The following is a 17,228-nucleotide window of genomic DNA, read 5'->3' as shown; positions in this document are numbered from 1 at the left end:
GTGTAGGGGGTGCCTTTTCCATCTGCTTGTGTGTTCCAGCCCTTGAACGTATAGCCTTCCCTCACAAGATTGCCGCTATTGCTTTGTACTGTTACCATTTCGTTTTCTTCATACTCGTTGTGATCCTGTGGCACTTGACCACCTGTTGCACCGTTCTTATCATATTGAACTTGGTAGGTTGGATTCACCATCCACTCTGCATACAATGTGACATCCGCTTTGCCCATTGGGAATGTTGTATTTTCTGCATAAAGTGTACCTTTTCCATCCGCTTGCGTATTCCAACCTTTAAACGTATAGCCTGCTCTCTCAAGATTGCCACTATTGCTTTGTACAATTACTGAATGTCCTTGATCATATGTTTCCTTATCAATTGGTACGTCCCCATTTATCGCTCCATTTTCCTGATATGTCACCGTATAAGGAAATGCCTCATATGCACCTAAATCAATATTCACTCCTTGAATACGAGGATTGCCAGAAAGGTCGGTTAATATCGTATTATCACTATTGTTCCCTTTGTTAATAGCTGGTGAGTTTGCTCTTAGTCTATAATCAGACTGACTTGGATTGATAAATAAATCTTCAGGTTTATAAGTGTCCGTTTCTACATCTGATTTTGTCTTGTGGAATTTAGCTAGTACAGTCCCATTTTCCTCTACATCCAATAAGCTATTGGCAATCGTGCCCGTATAGTTAGAAAGAGCTGGGTTATTATGGTTACCAACGATAATACTATTTTGAATTTTACTTTGCGAATTCCCACCAACGATTGCACCTTTCTCTCCCTTAAACTGATTCCCGCTGATTGTTACATTCAATAGTGTAGGGCTACTATTAAGATTGGACAAGACTCCTCCATAATTTGCTGTATTGTCACTAAACTCTACATTCGTTAGTGTCGGGCTACTATCATAATTGAATATGCCTCCACCATCAGCAGTTGCCTCATTCCTATTGAAAGTTACATTCGTTATGGATGGGCTACTACTCCAGTTGTACATGCCACCTCCAGCGTTTGCTTTATTTCCACTGAATGTTACACTTGTTAAGTTTGGGTTACTAGCGTTATTATTGAACATGCCACCTCCAGCGTTTGCCTTATTTCCATTGAATGTTGCGTTTGTTAAGGATGGGTTACTTTTCTGATAATTGTACATTCCCCCTCCTTCGGTTGCCTCGTTTCCATTAAACACCACATTTGTTATGGTTGGACTACTATAGTTAGTATTGTACATCCCACCACCAAAGTCTGCCTCATTTTCACTAAACACCACATTCGTTATGGTTGGACTACTAACGTTGTCATTGTACATGCCACCACCAATGCTTGCCTTATTCTCACTGAATGTTACATTCGTTATGGTTGGGCTACTCCTCCAGTTGTACATACCGCCTCCATACATATGCTCCAAGCTTCCATTGGCATCCCCTCCTGTAATCGTCACTCCATCAAGTACAGCTGAACTATCTAAATACAAGCCATTTGGGTGATAAAATACATGGTAAATATCCCCTAGACCATTTAATATTGTTGGGTTTGCTTGAACATTACGCTCAGCTAATTTGGTTTCTGTTCCCTGAAAGCCTCCATAAATTGCTACTCCATTTTTCATTTGGAAGGTTGCAGTACGTGGATCATTTGCAGAAATCTTCTTTGTGGGTGTATAGGTTCCAGTGGCAATCCAAATTTCATCCCCTGTTTGAGCTGCATTGAGTGCTGATTGTAAATCTTTGAAGGCATTATTCCAGCTGCTACCATCATTACCTCCAGTTGATGCTGCATTTACATAAATCGGATGACTTCCAGCTAATACAGTAAGTCGTGGTAAGATACGAACATGAAGCTTGTTGATGGCTTGCTGTCCCTTGATTCTAAACCAAAGATAATAGTCGCCCTCCTCTGTTAGCACAAGGGGTGCCATGCTATCCAATTCCTCCCACGAATCACCCTTGTCCTTGGATAGCTCTATCTGTATACTGGCACTATCAGCTGAGGACGTTGTGACTTGAATCGTAACAGGACTTGTAGCGATGTCACCCTCCTTATAGGGCTCCCCATCCGTTGTCATGATGATGTTGAGTATCGGCTGTGCACTGCCATTTGACTCTGCTAGGACAGATACACTGCCAAATATAGTCTGTGTAAATAACAAACAGATGGCGAATAATGATACTGCCCGTTTCCATACTTTGCTCATAGCGTTCCTCCTTGAATTGATTTAAAAATCTATACTAAAAAAATAAAAACTACTTTGCTATTTAAACTTAAGCATTTAATGGAAAGGCTGTTTCATTATAATAACTTTTATAGCCCCTCACCATTGAGGAATGTTAATTGTTTTCTTTATATCTAAGAAAACGCTAATCAGCACACATTACCTATAGAACTGTTAACGCTACGTATAACCGAAATAAAGAGAAAAAAAGAATGAACTTAGCTCTACGCTAAATTCATTCTTTTTAAGGATAGATTGGAATCGTAATGGTTACCTTACCTCCACCAGACATTGCATCATTTCCGAGTGTCAACGTTCCACCATGTTTAGTAATGATAGATTGGGCAATATAAAGCCCCATACCATGATGATTTGCAGAGTTTCTACTTGGATCTCCCCGATAAAACTGCTTTGTGGCTTCCTTTAAATCTTTTGCTGAAAAACCAGCACCACTATCGACTACAGTAAAATGAACGAAATTCATCTCTCCTTGAACCAATAATATGACTTTGCTTTTAATTGGCGAATGCTCTACTGCATTGACAATCAGATTCAACATAGCTCGATAAAAAAGCTCTTTATCCATAAAGATTGAAGCCGGAAGATTGTCCTTTTCAACAATCACTTCAAGGCTTTTTTCTAAAGAAAGAGCCTTCATTTGATGTTCTAGCTGAAGAATAAATGCATCCATTTCTACATTCGCTTTTTCACTAACAACTTTTTGCTCCATTTTCGATAGATCTATTAGCTGTTTTGTAAACTTCTCAATTTCCATCGTATTTTTTAAAATATAGTCATTATATTCTCTTTGTGTCTCATCTTGGACAGTGTCCTGTAAAAGCTCTGCATTTCCTCGAATAATGGTAAGAGGTGTTTTCAAATCATGAGCAAGAGCTGATATTTGTTCTCTTCGTGCTCGCTCTAATTCCCATTGCTGCTTTAATGAGTTATTTAATGCTCTTTTCATCTGCTCCAGTGAGATGGATATATCATCTATTTCACGAATTCCTGTTGGATTAATACTAAAATCCAAATTTTGATTTTGTATTTTTTCAATAGCTTCCTGCAAGCTAAACATTTTTTTCTTGAGCTTTCTTCCAAAATGGATTGCAAGGACAGTTGCTATAGTAATAACCCCTATAATAAACAGTAGAATATCTAACAGTTGTGGATTGGGTAAATACTTCCTCATAATAGCCGAACGATACTGTGGCACTAAATCATACCGTAATATACAAATCTCATTTTTTCGCTCTATAAACGAGTAAAAATGAGTGATACTTTGAGAATGCTTTTTATTCATTGCATCCCAAGCTTTTAAAGCTTCCTTATTTGAAAGATTTCCTGCAAGAAATTTACCTTCTTTAGAAAAGACAGCGTAATCAACAAGATCTGGGATCATATCAGCTGTAACTGAACTACTAGATGCAATACGATCCCTTGATAATGAAATTTGAGTTTCCGCATAATTTGCTGGTAATACGATATTGGTAGAGAGTGCAAACAACGTTAAACCTAGCAGTAGTACTACTAACAGAATGACGCCTAAACTTAGGAAAAAGAGATATCGAAGAAAAAAAGTATGTAGTCGTGTTCCTTTAGTCGGCTTTATTGTCTCCATTTATATCCGATCCCCCAAACAGTATCAATCACGTCCACATCAAAGGCATGAAGCTTCGAACGAATATTTTTAATATGCTCAGTGATTGCCGTACTGTCACTTTTCCCATCAAACCCAAAAATAGTTTCATAAATCCTTTCTTTAGAAAACACCTGTCCCCGATTTCGAGCTAGAAATTCGCATATTTCATATTCGCTTTTTGTCAGCATTACCTTAACTTCATTTACAAACAGCTCTTTGCCAGATAGGTTGAAGTGAACATTATCTACAAAAAGAATGCTACGTCTTTCTCTTTTTTCGCGTCTCAAATGCGCATTCACTCTTGCACGCAGCTCCCCAATGCCAAACGGCTTGATCATATAATCATCTGCGCCAAGACCTAGACCATACATTAGATCCTCCTCCAACGATTTAGCTGTTAAAAAAAGGATAGGACAATCTACAGCATGACGTATTTGGCCACATAAAGTAAATCCATCAATTTCGGGCATCATCACATCCAATAAAATTAAATCGAAAGCACCAAGATTCATTTTACTTACTTCTGTCGCATCAGAAACTACTGTTACTAAATGTTCGTCTTTTAGTAATGCATTTTTTATCAATACTAAAATATCTTTTTCATCATCCACTGCTAATATTTTTGCCATACTTCTACCCTCATCATTTTCCCTAGCTTTCTGTTTTTCTTCCTTCCCATCTCCAGAACCATAAACAAGATAGGACTAACGCTAGCAATGTTCCGCAAACTGAAGCAATAATACCTTCCTGGAGTCCTATTTCTACCGTCGATAGATCAAGCCCGGACGCTCTCATTGCCCACAATGAAACAAAGTGACCACCCCAACCATAAGGTATAAATGACCAAATACCATCACCTAGTCCAGTGAGTAGTAGGGCTACTATTAGTGATCCCACAATACCTAAACCGATTGAGGCACCTTTACCAAATTGAAGACTAACAAAAAAATGTAAAATATATAAAAATGCAAAGCTAATAAATAGAATACATCCAGCTATAAAATAAAATTGATAACCAAAAGTATCTTCATGCAAAAGCTCAATAAAGCCAACACTAAAAATACCGAAGGACAGTAATATTGCTCCAAAACTAAATAACAATAACAGTAGCAACTTGCTTAAATAGGCCACTATTTTGGTTTTAGTAGCGGTTAGCATCTCCTGAAACTGCCCTGCCTTTGCTTCTTGCTCCGCAGCCATTGCACAAACTAATCCAATAATAATTGGAAACCCGCATGAGAGAGCCTGAAAATAACCGGATATTTTCCACTCAAAATTCCATGGTGAATAAGAATAGTATGCTAAAAATAGCCCAGAAAAAATAATCGGTACAAGGAGATGAGTTAGTAAAAATGGCGTTCTTTTTATTTTAAGAAACTCTGCTCTCAGTAATCTTAACATTACCATACACTATTTCGCCTCCTTTTTCTGAAACCAACGTGCAGTAAAGAAGCTAATTAATGCAAACCATGCTAAAGCAATTAATATACCTGGAACTATAACCGACATGCTTAATAATGGGCTACCCTCAGGCACTGGCAGACCATTTGGTAAAATTTCCAATGTTGGACAAATTAGTCTTGCTGTAATCGCATAAGGAACGCTATACCAAAACTCTCCATCCGCAAATGCAATCATACCAGCAAGATTGCCGACTAAATTTATAAAAATAGCCATATAAGTTCCTAATTTTGCCGCAAGGAATAAACAAAGTGGAATTTGCCATAAAAACGTGACGAAAATTAACAAACTACCTGTAAGACTATTTATGAAAGAAAAGCTATTGCCAAAAAGTATTCCACCAGCAGTAATTCCTGTAAAGAAAATAAGTGAAATGAATAACAACCAGGCACTACATGCAAGTATTTTACCAAACCAGATCTTCTTCAGATCAATCGGCATTGCGAGAATACTATGATATTTCAATTTAGCATCTTTTTCCACCACTATTGCACAACATATCGTCAAAGCACCTGGTAAGAGCATTGTATACCACCAATTATAAGCACCCTTTTGAAAAAAGCTTCCTCCCATTAATAAAGCAGTTAGTACTATCGCCACTATGGGTGCTAGCCAAACTAATTTAACAATAAAAGTCTTTTTCCATTTTAATCTTTCAGCCCTCACTATGGAAATCATACTAATTGCCTGCCTTTCTACTAGCAGACACTACCTGCATAAATAATGCTTCTAATTCCTGTCCCTGTGGTGCAACTCCCTGATAGCCTAATTTCCCTCCTGCAATAATCCCTATTTCATCAACGACCTGCTCCACTTCTGACAGGATATGGCTTGATAATATTACAGTAATACCTAGTTCTGGAAAAGATCGAATTAATTTTCTTAGCTCTTGAATGCCAATTGGATCAAGTCCATTCGTTGGTTCGTCGAGAATTAAAAGCTTTGGATAGTTTAACAGTGCAATAGCTATTCCTAAACGCTGTTTCATGCCTAAGGAAAATTGTCCGGCTCTTTTTTTCCCTGTATTGGTCAAATCGACAATCCTTAATACCTCATCAATACGTGATGCTGGTAATCCAAGCGCAATCGTTCGAACCTTCAGATTTTCTCTTGCCGTTAAATTTTCATATAGGGGAGGTGTTTCGATTAATACACCAATATCATGTAAATCATTACGATTCCATTCATGTCCATTAAAAAATATTTTACCTGTACTTGGGCGCAGCATACCAGTCATCATTTTTAATGTTGTTGATTTTCCAGCACCATTAGGACCTAGTAAACCATAGACAGTATTGCGTGGTATCGTCAGGGACAAATCCTCTACAATTTTTTGTCCCTTAAAGCTTTTACTCAGATTTTCTGTTTTTAAAATAATAGTATCCATTTAAAGTCATCATCCTTTCGATGACTATAATGTAAAAAATAATTATAAGGATTTTATAAGGATTGAAATTTTTATTGTTGTTATTCGTAATAACGAGAGAATTTGAAACTATCTTATGGATTATTCGTATAAAAGATAAAGATAAAAAAAGGAGGAGATGGTCTTGAGAAAAGGTAATTGGATAGCTATCTGTTTATCACTCTTATTTATAGGCTTGTTTGCTGTAGGTTTTTATACGTTAAATGATGTGCAAATCGAAAGCACCTTTAAAATTGATGAACAAAATATTATGGAGAAGAACGGAGATCACTATCTTTTAATTGATGAACGGGAGTTAACTCTATCAAAGAATTTTTACGACAAAATCGAATTAGAAAAATACAACGAATACAAAATTAAGTATGTATATAATCGTATTAAAAAAAATGATGGTGAAGTCGTAATGCTCAAAAGATATGGTGAACAACCTTGGGGGCAATAATGGGGCTTTTGCTGATTTTTAACATGCAAAAAGCGTATTTAAGATTTTCTTAAATACGCTTTGTTATTGATTTACATAAATTCTTTTACTAATTCATTAAAATCATTTTCGCTCATTTTGATATCAATATCAGTTAATGGTAGCTCTGAGTAGCCTGGTACTTTTTCTTGATATGAAGCTGTTTCAGTATCTTGATAAATAATACCTGTTACTAAGCCCTCATGCTCCATCACTGTACGCATTGCCATACCACGGTCAGAATTATCATAGCCTTCGATATCAGCAAGCTTCGTTAAGTTTTCTTTAAACCAATCGTACGTGTTTACTTTGTTATACGTAACACAAGGTGAGAATACGTTGATAAACGAGAAGCCTTTATGATTAATACCCGCTTCTATTAGCGCGGTTAATTCTTTAATATCTGTTGAGAAGCCTTGAGCCACAAAAGTTGCGCCACTTGTTAATGCTACCTCTAATGGTTTTAAGGATGGCTCAATCGCCCCACCTGGTGTAGATTTTGTAATAAAGCCTGCCGCTGAACGTGGAGATGTTTGCCCCTTTGTTAAACCGTAAATTTGGTTATCCATAACAATATAAGTAATGTCAATATTACGGCGGATGGCATGAATTGTATGCCCCATACCAATTGCAAAGCCATCGCCATCACCACCCGAAGCGATAACATGTAAATCACGGTTCGCCATTTTTAAGCCTTGTGCAATCGGTAGTGCACGACCATGGATACCATGGAAACCATAAGAATTAATGTAGCCTGAAATACGGCCCGAACAGCCAATCCCAGAAATGACAGCTAGCTCATTTGGTTCGATGCCAACGTTTGCCGCAGCGCGTTGAATGGCCGCTTGTACAGAGAAGTCGCCACAGCCTGGGCACCAATTTGGTTTTACTGTATTACGAAAATCCTTAAATGTTGCCATTAGTGAGTCAACTCCTTCACACGATTTTCTAATTCACCTGGCAAGAATGGTGTACCATTATATTTTGTAATCGTCTCAATTTTATCGTGACCACCAACATTCATTTTCATAATATTGGCTAATTGGCCCGTATAATTATTTTCCACAACAATTACCTTTTTCGCTGTCGCTACTAAAGGAGCTATTTCTTTAGATGGGAATGGATGAATTAAACGAATATGCGCATGGTTTACCTTCATGCCCTCAGCATTTAATCGTTCTTGTACTTCCTCTATCGCTCCACGTGTTGAGTTAAAGCCCACTAGTAAAATATCCGCTTCCTCATGTGGTGCATTTATATAAACTGGCTGATCAAATGTTAATGAAGCTAGCTTACGGAATCGTTTATCCATTTGTGTTTGACGATTACCAGTTGCTTCTGATGGCTTTCCTGTTTCATCATGCTCGACACCAGTTACATGGTGAATACCGTTTAATGTACCAGGTAGCACGCGCGGTGAAATACCATCTTCTGAATTTTCATAACGTTTGAAATAAGCTTTATCTGCCACCTCTTCAATGTCATCAGTGACCATTTTCCCGCGACGGATTTCAATTTTGTTGTAATCAAATGGTTCAACAGATTGTTTACCTAGAGATAATTGTAAATCAGTCATTAGAATAACTGGTAATTGTAATTCCTNNGCAATGTTAAAGGCTTGGATTGTATCAAAAAATGCTTCCTCCATTGTTGAAGGTGCAATCACTACTTTAGGAATTTCGCCATGTGTACCATATAACATTGCCATCAAATCTGATTGCTCTTGCTTTGTTGGTAATCCTGTTGATGGGCCGCCACGCTGTGTATCAACAACAACTAGTGGCTGCTCTGTCATACCTGAAAGACCAATTGCTTCCATCATTAACGAAAGACCTGGTCCAGCTGAAGCTGTAAAGGAACGAACACCACCGAAGTTTGCACCAATTGCCATTGTCGCTGCAGCAATCTCATCTTCTGTTTGGATAACTGTACCACCGAATTTCGGTAATTTTTTAATTAGGTATTCCATAATTTCAGAAGCTGGCGTAATTGGATAGGCTGCCATAAAGCGTGTCCCAGCTGCAAGTGCTCCAAGTGCAATAGCATCATTACCAATCATAAACATGCGGCGTTTCCCATCAGCTGGCGCTAATTCCCATTCGCCTACACGATTACCTAACAGGTCATTCATGATTTGTCGGCCACGTGCAATGGCCTCCATATTTTTCTGAACAACTTCTTCACCTTTTTTACCAAAAATATCATCAACAACATTTTGGAATACTTCGTTTTCTAAATTTAACAATGACGCTGTTGCTCCAATTGCCACCATATTTTTCATTAACGAAGTGCCTAACTCTGCTGCTACTTCTGTAAATGGTACGGCAAATAATGGTGCCTTAGAATCTTCCGGCTTCACTGGTTCAAATTTAGAATCCGCTAAAATAACGCCTTTTTCCGTTAATTCTTTATAATTAACGTCAATTGTCTCTTGGTCAAACGCTACTAAAATATCTAAATCATCCGCAATAGATCGTACCTCTGTTGGACGAACTGTAATTTTATTATTCGTATGGCCACCTTTAATTCGAGAAGAGAAGTGACGATAACCGTATAGGAAATAACCTAAACGATTCATTGCCATTGAGAAAATCTCACCTGTACTTTCAATCCCTTCACCCTGTTGCCCACCGACTTTCCATGAAAGCTGATGTAACATGTCAACAACTCCTTAAATCCAATGTGTACTACTATTTTTCCTTCATAAGTTTAACACGAAGAAACGGTCTGCACTATTGTTATTCCACGATTTAACCGAAAATCAGACCTTTGACTGAAAATCCTGTTCAATAAATTGTAATTATCGAAATACTAAAGTAAAAGTTTTTTCCACTCTCCACTAATCAGTCATTAGTCGCAATTATTCCCTCACTTCACTTCTTGTTTTCACAAAATTTCTGGGTAATTTTCAGTTTACATTAATATGGTCCATTAATGCAGTATAAAAAATTAACTTGCTATTTTCAAGTGACAGTTAACATATTAAGGATGAGTGATTTTTCTGAAATTATGTAACTAGATATTCCTGCAAATAATGAAAAAATGCCTGCACTAAAAATGTGCAAGGCATTTTACTTCATCCCATTTTTATCGAATACGTTTTTCTACTAGAAGTTTCAAAGCTGTTCGTTCCTCACCAGCAATTAAAATATCGGCAAACGCCGGTGCGCAAATTAAATCTGTGCCACTTGGCGCTACAAATCCGCGTGCAATGGCCACTGCTTTCACGGCTTGGTTAAGTGCACCTGCCCCAACTGCTTGCATTTCTGCTTGCCCTTTTTCTCTGATTACCGCGACTAATGCACCTGCAACTGAATTTGGATTAGAGCGTGATGATACTTTTAATGAATCCACAATTATTCCTCCCCGTTTCGCGAATAGTGTTTACGCTCAACAACTAAACGTCCCCCTTTTGGACCTCAAGTTATTGTCGATAGGTCATTTTATGCTCGGCGAGAAGAAAATAGACTATTTTCATTTCTGATATATTGCAAACAATCAAAAAAGAATGACTTTTTATTGTCAATAGAATAAAAAAAACTATCGTGCATTTAGAGCATACACAATAGTTTCTTCCCTCACACCTGAAATGGATAATCTTCATTTATATAGATACGCTCGCAATGCAGTGCTTTTCCTGTTTGATTATCAATGTCTACAAAAAAGCCACTTAGCACATCGCGTCCTTTTTTGGGCACCTCAAAACGAGATGGCATATTTGTTTGAAATTTATAAATAACACTTTCTTTTGTCATCCCTAAAATTTCATCGTAAGGACCTGTCATGCCAACGTCTGTAATATAGGCTGTTCCATTCGGATAAATACGTGCATCAGCTGTCTGTACATGAGTATGAGTGCCTACAACTGCCGATGCCTTACCATCTAAATGCCAACCAAGTGCAATTTTTTCACTTGTCGCCTCTGCATGAAAATCTACAAATACCAGTGGTGACGTTTTATGTGCTTCTTCGATTAATGTCTCTGCCATTGCAAATGGATCTTCATGAGGAGGTAAAAACACACGGCCATGTAGATTAATCACAGATAAGGTCACCCCGTTTTTTGAAATCTGCACCATCCCTTTACCAGGAGCCTCGATTGAGAAATTTGCGGGACGAATCAAATAATCCGCATCATCAATAAAATCAAAAATATCTTTATTATCCCATGTATGATTTCCCATCGTAATGACATCCACACCCATTTGTAATAAGTCATTATAAATATTACGAGTAATGCCACGACCTGCCGCTGCATTTTCACCATTTGCAATTACAACGTCTGGATTCCATTTTTTCTTTAAGCGAGGTAAATATTTTTCTACTGCGTCTCTACCAATCGAACCGACAATATCCCCTATAAACAATACTTTCATTTTTATATACGCCTCTTTCTATCAATTGCGCCGCCATTTTATTGCTATAAGTTGGAGCTTTACGAAGCCCTTTTTAATGACTGGCTCTATAACATCATTAATTGTAACCTCAGTAAGAGTATTAAGCAAAAAAAATATGAAATAGAGTGATTGTAGCGCTTTTCTTTGAATAGATAAAGAAGCATATTTCAGGTGCTTCAATATCCTTTTGATTAAAGCAGTACAAGCTCTAAAGTGACGCTACTTGTCTACAAAGAGCTGTCATAGATTACATATTCATTGACAGTAAAAAAGAGGTCCCCCTAGATTTTCATCTTGAGAAACCTCTAACATTCAATATTATTTCGCGTACTCCACAGCACGTGTTTCACGAATGACAGTAACTTTGATATGACCTGGATAATCGAGCTCTTCTTCAATTCGCTTACGGATATCTCGTGCTAAGCGATGTGAAGCTAGGTCATCAATTTTTTCAGGTTGGACAATAATTCGAATTTCACGACCAGCCTGAATTGCATAGGATTTTTCTACACCTTCATAGCTCTCTGAAATTTCTTCTAATTTTTCAAGTCTGCGGATATAGTTTTCGAGTGTCTCACTGCGAGCACCTGGACGAGCAGCCGATAATGCATCAGCTGCAGCCACTAATACTGCAATGACAGATGTTGCTTCTGTATCACCATGGTGAGAAGCAATACTATTAATGACTACTGGATGTTCTTTATATTTTGTTGCTAATTCCACACCGATTTCGACATGGCTACCTTCAACTTCATGGTCAATTGCTTTACCAATATCATGTAATAAGCCTGCGCGACGAGCTAATGCTACATCTTCACCAAGTTCAGCAGCTAATAAGCCTGCCAAATATGCGACTTCAATTGAATGTTTCAGGACGTTTTGCCCATAGCTTGTACGATATTTCATACGGCCTAAAATTTTCATTAAATCAGGATGTAAGTTATGAATGCCAATTTCAAATGTTGTTTGCTCACCTGTTTCACGGATTTGTTCATCCACTTCACGACGAGCTTTTTCCACCATTTCCTCAATTCGAGCTGGGTGAATACGGCCATCCTGTACAAGCTTTTCAAGTGCAAGTCGAGCCGTTTCACGACGAATTGGGTCAAAGCCAGATAAAATAACCGCTTCAGGAGTATCATCAATAATTAAATCTATACCTGTTAGCGTTTCCAATGTGCGGATATTTCGTCCTTCACGACCAATAATTCGACCCTTCATTTCATCATTTGGCAAGTTCACGACAGACACCGTTGTTTCTGCAACGTGGTCCGCAGCAAAACGTTGTAATGCTAATGATAAAATTTCACGTGCTTTTTTATCTGATTCTTCTTTCGCACGTGTTTCTGATTCCTTCGTCATCACAGCAATATCAGTTGCTAGCTCTTTTTCTACTTCCCCTAAGATAATAGTCTTTGCTTCATCTCTAGTTAAAGCAGAAATTCGCTCTAGCTCTGCTTTTTGCGAGGCAACGAGCTCGTCCACTTTGCTTTCCATCTGTTCAATATGCTGTTGTCTTTCGGCAAGAGCTTGTTCTTTACGCTCTAAGCCAGCTTCTCTCTTATTTAGAGCATCATCTTTGCGATCAAGATTCTCTTCTCTTTGCAATAAACGGTTCTCTTGTTTTTGAAGTTCTAAACGACGTTCACGAATGTCATTCTCAGCTTCAGTACGAAATTTGTGAGTTTCATCTTTGGCTTCAAGTAGTGCTTCCTTTTTTAATGCCTCCGCTTCTCGTTTTCCTTCTTCAACGATTGTTTCAGCAACATGTTTAGCACCAGTGATTTTTGAGTCATTCACTTTTTTCATGTAGATATAGCTAACAGCGGCACCAACGATGATTCCAAGCAAAGCGGAGATGATAGTAATTCCATCCATATGAACACCTCCTCTTGCTATTTGGGTAATACAGTTTCAGTCGGCGCATACATCAATTTCGCCTTAGGTTAATTGCGTCCAGATTTTGAATTTACTTAGTCCTTCAGGATGGAAGTTTTTAGGTAAACATCCTTTTATTCATTTCTTTCAAAATCTGTGACATCCGCCAAAGGCTTTAGCTTCATTCAATAGGTGTTTAAACACTCACTGAAAAGGAACTATATTCGTATTCATCTCACCATCTTTAGAGGTGGGATTTTCTACTGAATGAAGATAAAATGTACTGCCTATTTAAAGTCATAATTCAGAAATTATACATATTTAATTGTATAGCTAGCCTCAAACTCTGTCAAGGATAGTCGGGCACCTGTTCGCCCCTCTCCAGAAAAAAGTAATTCATAGTGGTGGTAGTATTCCTCTGAATAAAGATAAACTTCCTAATACTTTTACACTAGAATTACATTTATTCAATTTTACATAATTAGGAATAAATAGTACTATGGATATAATTTTTTATTTTACACTCTCATTAGAATCATGATGGTATCTACATGAGTATACCCACCTTTATATGGAATATAGACAAAAAAATGCATTGTTCCTGCTCAAATTAGAGTGGGAACAATGCATTTTTATTATTCATCTTCAAGAAGAAGCATTAATTCTTCATCCATTTCTTCTTCCTCATTATGAGCAGCGATTGTGTATGAAGATGCAGCGATACCATAAGAGGAACGAATCTTATTAGCAATTTCCTCCATAACGGCAGGGTTTTCTTTTAAATATTGTTTTGCGTTTTCGCGTCCTTGCCCCAAACGTTCATCGCCATAAGCATACCAAGAGCCGCTTTTTTGAACGATGTCTAGCTCCACACCTAAATCAACTGTTTCGCCCTCTTTTGAAATCCCTTCTCCATACATAATATCTACTTCAGCTGTACGGAAAGGCGGTGCAACTTTATTTTTCACAATCTTCACTTTTGTGCGATTCCCCATAATATCATTGCCTTGTTTAATAGCTTCTGCGCGGCGAACCTCTAAACGAACAGAGCTATAGAACTTTAGAGCACGTCCACCTGGTGTTGTTTCTGGATTCCCGAACATTACACCAATTTTTTCACGTATTTGGTTAATGAAAATAGCAATCGTTTTCGATTTATTAATAGCACCAGAAAGTTTACGTAATGCCTGAGACATTAAACGTGCCTGTAAACCGACATGGGAATCACCCATATCCCCCTCAATTTCAGCTTTAGGTACTAATGCAGCCACTGAGTCAATAACGATAATATCAATTGCACCACTACGAACTAATGCTTCGGCAATTTCAAGGGCTTGCTCACCTGTGTCCGGCTGCGATAAAAGTAGTTCATCAATATTAACACCTAATTTTTGTGCATAAATTGGATCTAATGCATGCTCAGCATCGATAAATGCTGCTTGTCCTCCATTTGCTTGCACCTCTGCAATTGCATGGAGAGCAACCGTTGTTTTACCTGATGATTCTGGACCATAAACTTCAATAATTCGCCCACGTGGATAACCACCAACACCTAGCGCAGCATCAAGTGCTAGCGAACCACTTGATGATGTAGCAATTTCTAAATCTGTTTTTTCGCCAAGTTTCATAATTGAACCTTTACCAAAGTTCTTTTCAATTTGTTTTAACGCCTGTTCTAAGGCTGCTTTACGATCACTCATTTATTTTCCTCCTTCGAAAACTGTTCACTGTTTTTCTCTATCTCTACTATACTTGTTTTTGAGAGAACACGCAAGAAAAAAGCGAACGTTTATTCGATTTTTCTTCAAAATAAAAATTTGGGTAATTTTCCTCTACCCAAATTCCTACTTTTTCCCTATTAATAGCGTTTAGTATATCCTCTTTCTTCCAAAAGCTGCATTAGATAATGACATGTAAACTTTACTGCACGAAGTCGATTTGTATTCCGCATACCCGATAAATGAAGTAAATACGTGATTGGTTCTTCATCGTCAATGGCGATACCAATCCAAACTGTTCCAACTGGTTGATGATCGTGAGCTGTTGGTCCTGCTGCCCCAGTTAATCCAATACCAATATTTGTACCAAATTTTTGCTTTACGGCACTTGCCATAGCCGCAGCGCATTCACTGCTGACAATGCCATATGAATCTAGTAATTGTTTAGGAATGCCAAGCTGACTTATTTTTGCCTCTTCTGTATACGTAACAACGCCTCCAGTAAGCGCATTCCCTACTCCTGGAATTTCTGCCAGCTCTGACTGAAATAACCCTGCAGTTAAACTTTCCGCAGCAGAAATAGTTAACTGATTATCAAGTAACATTTCTACTGTTTTAGAGGCAAGAGAATCGTCATCTACACCGTATTGATATTCGCCAACAAGTGCTTGAATCTCAGCTACCTTTGTCGCAATAAGCTGCTGTGCCTCCTGTACTGTTTCTGCTTTAGCAGTTACACGCAATGTCACTTCACCATCTGAGGCAAGTGGTGCAACAGTAGGATTTGTTTGTGTATCTAAAATAGCTTGAACACGAACCTCCAGCTCTGCCTCCCCGATACCATAAAAGCGCATAACGTGAGAGACAATAACGCCTCCAGCATTTAACAATGCACCAAGCTTTGGCTTTGCCTCAAATTGAAACATTGGCTCAAGCTCTTTCGGTGGCCCAGGTAGCAAGATATACGTACGTCCGCCTTTTGTTAGGATCATGCCAGGTGCCATTCCATGATGATTTGCTAGTACATCACAACCAGCTAATACTAATGCCTGTTTACGATTATTTTCAGTCATTGGACGACCTCGTTTAGCAAAAAACTGCTCAATATACGTTAGGGCGACATCATCAAATTCAAGCGAAATACCAAGATGACGAGCAATTGTTTCCTTCGTTAAATCATCCTTTGTAGGACCAAGCCCACCAGAAAATATGATTAAATCTGCACGTGACTCGGCAATTGTTATAGCTTCATCTAAACGTTTGGCATTATCTCCAACAACCGTATGATAATACACATTTATCCCTAACTCTGACAGTTGATTAGAAATAAATTTCGCATTTGTATTTGTAATTTGTCCTAGCAATAATTCTGAGCCAACTGCAAGAATTTCAGCATTCATGATTCACAAGACCTTTCTTATTTAGACTCAAGTAAAACACGTCGATTTAGATAGAAATAATCCCATCCAGACCACAATGTGAAGAACAATGCAATATATAGCATTATTGTATCGAACGGAATACCAATTAGCGTAAAGATTGTATTGTGTAAAAGTGCTGCAGCGATTGCAACAATTTGTGCCCATGTTTTAATCTTGCCAAGCTGATTTGCCGCTACGACTTCTCCACCACCAGCCAATATTAAACGTAAACCTGTTACAGCAAATTCACGGCTGATGATGACAATGATAATCCAAGCAGGCGCCATACCAAGCTCCACCATTAAAATAAAAGCTGCTGAAACAAGCAATTTATCAGCTAGTGGGTCTAAAAATTTCCCAAATGTTGTCACAAGATTATACTTACGTGCATAATAACCATCCACCCAATCAGTTGTTGATGCAAAGATAAAGATAAGAGCACCTACAAAGTGATGAACAGGCATCTTTGCACCGAATAGTGACATTGTTCCCCAGCCAAAATCAAACATCATTACAATGACAAAAAAAGGAATAAGTAAGATTCGAGAGATGGTAATTTTATTTGGAATGTTCATTTTTCTAACACCTTTCATGATGAAAGAAAGT

General features: G+C 38.0%; 15 protein-coding genes. 1 reads left to right on the top strand and 14 read right to left on the bottom strand.

The window, feature by feature from the left end; all coding sequences use genetic code 11:
• The 6 genes from B2R82_RS16135 to B2R82_RS16110 form a co-directional block, all read right to left on the bottom strand.
• Window positions 1-2,201: InlB B-repeat-containing protein (locus B2R82_RS16135; protein WP_286925896.1), on the bottom strand; the 2,201-nt coding region annotated here is incomplete at its 3' end.
• A 262-nt stretch (window positions 2,202-2,463) separates the two neighbouring features.
• On the bottom strand, window positions 2,464-3,840 hold the full coding sequence (locus B2R82_RS16130; RefSeq protein WP_286925895.1) for a sensor histidine kinase: 1,377 nt from the start codon (window positions 3,838-3,840) through the stop codon (window positions 2,464-2,466).
• Window positions 3,828-4,490 carry a response regulator transcription factor gene (locus B2R82_RS16125; protein WP_286925894.1) on the bottom strand — a complete coding sequence of 221 codons (663 nt, stop codon included), beginning with the start codon at window positions 4,488-4,490 and terminating at the stop codon, window positions 3,828-3,830. The genes B2R82_RS16130 and B2R82_RS16125 overlap by 13 nt, the downstream gene beginning before the upstream one ends.
• 22 nt (window positions 4,491-4,512) lie before the next feature.
• On the bottom strand, window positions 4,513-5,268 hold the full coding sequence (locus B2R82_RS16120) for a lantibiotic immunity ABC transporter MutG family permease subunit (RefSeq protein ID WP_286925893.1): 756 nt from the start codon (window positions 5,266-5,268) through the stop codon (window positions 4,513-4,515).
• A gap of 3 nt (window positions 5,269-5,271) precedes the next feature.
• A complete protein-coding gene (locus tag B2R82_RS16115; protein WP_286925892.1) occupies window positions 5,272-6,000 on the bottom strand; it encodes a lantibiotic immunity ABC transporter MutE/EpiE family permease subunit in 729 nt (242 codons plus the stop codon).
• A gap of 1 nt (window position 6,001) precedes the next feature.
• Window positions 6,002-6,709 carry a lantibiotic protection ABC transporter ATP-binding protein gene (locus B2R82_RS16110; RefSeq protein WP_286925891.1) on the bottom strand — a complete coding sequence of 236 codons (708 nt, stop codon included), beginning with the start codon at window positions 6,707-6,709 and terminating at the stop codon, window positions 6,002-6,004.
• Window positions 6,710-6,872: 163 nt separating this feature from the next.
• Here B2R82_RS16110 and B2R82_RS16105 point away from each other — a divergent pair, with 163 nt between their 5' ends.
• A complete protein-coding gene (locus B2R82_RS16105) occupies window positions 6,873-7,190 on the top strand; it encodes a hypothetical protein (protein WP_286925890.1) in 318 nt (105 codons plus the stop codon).
• A gap of 71 nt (window positions 7,191-7,261) precedes the next feature.
• On the opposite strand, the gene B2R82_RS16100 is transcribed toward B2R82_RS16105, so the two are convergent.
• From B2R82_RS16100 to pgsA, 8 genes are all read right to left on the bottom strand, one after another.
• Entirely contained in the window at window positions 7,262-8,128 is an 867-nt protein-coding gene (locus tag B2R82_RS16100; protein WP_286925889.1) for a 2-oxoacid:ferredoxin oxidoreductase subunit beta, read from the bottom strand.
• Window positions 8,128-9,867 (bottom strand): 2-oxoacid:acceptor oxidoreductase subunit alpha, encoded by a 1,740-nt coding sequence (locus B2R82_RS16095; RefSeq protein ID WP_286925888.1) that lies wholly within the window; start codon window positions 9,865-9,867, stop codon window positions 8,128-8,130. The genes B2R82_RS16100 and B2R82_RS16095 overlap by 1 nt, the downstream gene beginning before the upstream one ends.
• A gap of 428 nt (window positions 9,868-10,295) precedes the next feature.
• Window positions 10,296-10,562, bottom strand: a complete 267-nt coding sequence (locus tag B2R82_RS16090; RefSeq protein WP_004224903.1) for a stage V sporulation protein S — start codon at window positions 10,560-10,562, stop codon at window positions 10,296-10,298.
• 224 nt (window positions 10,563-10,786) lie between these two features.
• Window positions 10,787-11,584 (bottom strand): TIGR00282 family metallophosphoesterase, encoded by a 798-nt coding sequence (locus B2R82_RS16085; protein WP_286925887.1) that lies wholly within the window; start codon window positions 11,582-11,584, stop codon window positions 10,787-10,789.
• Window positions 11,585-11,923: 339 nt separating this feature from the next.
• Window positions 11,924-13,483 carry a ribonuclease Y gene (gene rny / locus B2R82_RS16080; protein ID WP_283871226.1) on the bottom strand — a complete coding sequence of 520 codons (1,560 nt, stop codon included), beginning with the start codon at window positions 13,481-13,483 and terminating at the stop codon, window positions 11,924-11,926.
• A 635-nt stretch (window positions 13,484-14,118) separates the two neighbouring features.
• Window positions 14,119-15,183, bottom strand: a complete 1,065-nt coding sequence (gene recA / locus B2R82_RS16075; RefSeq protein ID WP_286925886.1) for a recombinase RecA — start codon at window positions 15,181-15,183, stop codon at window positions 14,119-14,121.
• 158 nt (window positions 15,184-15,341) lie between these two features.
• A complete protein-coding gene (locus tag B2R82_RS16070) occupies window positions 15,342-16,601 on the bottom strand; it encodes a competence/damage-inducible protein A (RefSeq protein WP_286925885.1) in 1,260 nt (419 codons plus the stop codon).
• A 17-nt stretch (window positions 16,602-16,618) separates the two neighbouring features.
• The gene (pgsA, locus tag B2R82_RS16065) at window positions 16,619-17,197 is read right to left on the bottom strand and encodes a CDP-diacylglycerol--glycerol-3-phosphate 3-phosphatidyltransferase (RefSeq protein ID WP_283871223.1); all 579 of its coding nucleotides are present in this window, start codon (window positions 17,195-17,197) and stop codon (window positions 16,619-16,621) included.
• Between the last annotated feature and the right edge of the window lie 31 nt (window positions 17,198-17,228).

The organism is Lysinibacillus sp. UBA6686, assembly GCF_002455205.1.
In the GTDB taxonomy this organism is placed as follows: Bacteria; Bacillota; Bacilli; order Bacillales_A; family Planococcaceae; genus Lysinibacillus; species Lysinibacillus pakistanensis.
Note: the sequence above shows the minus strand (reverse complement) of the source record. Positions and strands in the feature narration are given on the sequence as shown.

Coding starts and splice junctions, on each gene's coding strand:
- B2R82_RS16130 (WP_286925895.1), bottom strand. CDS start 3,840: ATGGAGACAATAAAGCCGACTAAAGGAACACGACTACATACTTTTTTT.
- B2R82_RS16125 (WP_286925894.1), bottom strand. CDS start 4,490: ATGGCAAAAATATTAGCAGTGGATGATGAAAAAGATATTTTAGTATTG.
- B2R82_RS16120 (WP_286925893.1), bottom strand. CDS start 5,268: ATGGTAATGTTAAGATTACTGAGAGCAGAGTTTCTTAAAATAAAAAGA.
- B2R82_RS16115 (WP_286925892.1), bottom strand. CDS start 6,000: ATGATTTCCATAGTGAGGGCTGAAAGATTAAAATGGAAAAAGACTTTT.
- B2R82_RS16110 (WP_286925891.1), bottom strand. CDS start 6,709: ATGGATACTATTATTTTAAAAACAGAAAATCTGAGTAAAAGCTTTAAG.
- B2R82_RS16100 (WP_286925889.1), bottom strand. CDS start 8,128: ATGGCAACATTTAAGGATTTTCGTAATACAGTAAAACCAAATTGGTGC.
- B2R82_RS16085 (WP_286925887.1), bottom strand. CDS start 11,584: ATGAAAGTATTGTTTATAGGGGATATTGTCGGTTCGATTGGTAGAGAC.
- rny (WP_283871226.1), bottom strand. CDS start 13,483: ATGGATGGAATTACTATCATCTCCGCTTTGCTTGGAATCATCGTTGGT.
- recA (WP_286925886.1), bottom strand. CDS start 15,183: ATGAGTGATCGTAAAGCAGCCTTAGAACAGGCGTTAAAACAAATTGAA.
- B2R82_RS16070 (WP_286925885.1), bottom strand. CDS start 16,601: ATGAATGCTGAAATTCTTGCAGTTGGCTCAGAATTATTGCTAGGACAA.
- pgsA (WP_283871223.1), bottom strand. CDS start 17,197: ATGAACATTCCAAATAAAATTACCATCTCTCGAATCTTACTTATTCCT.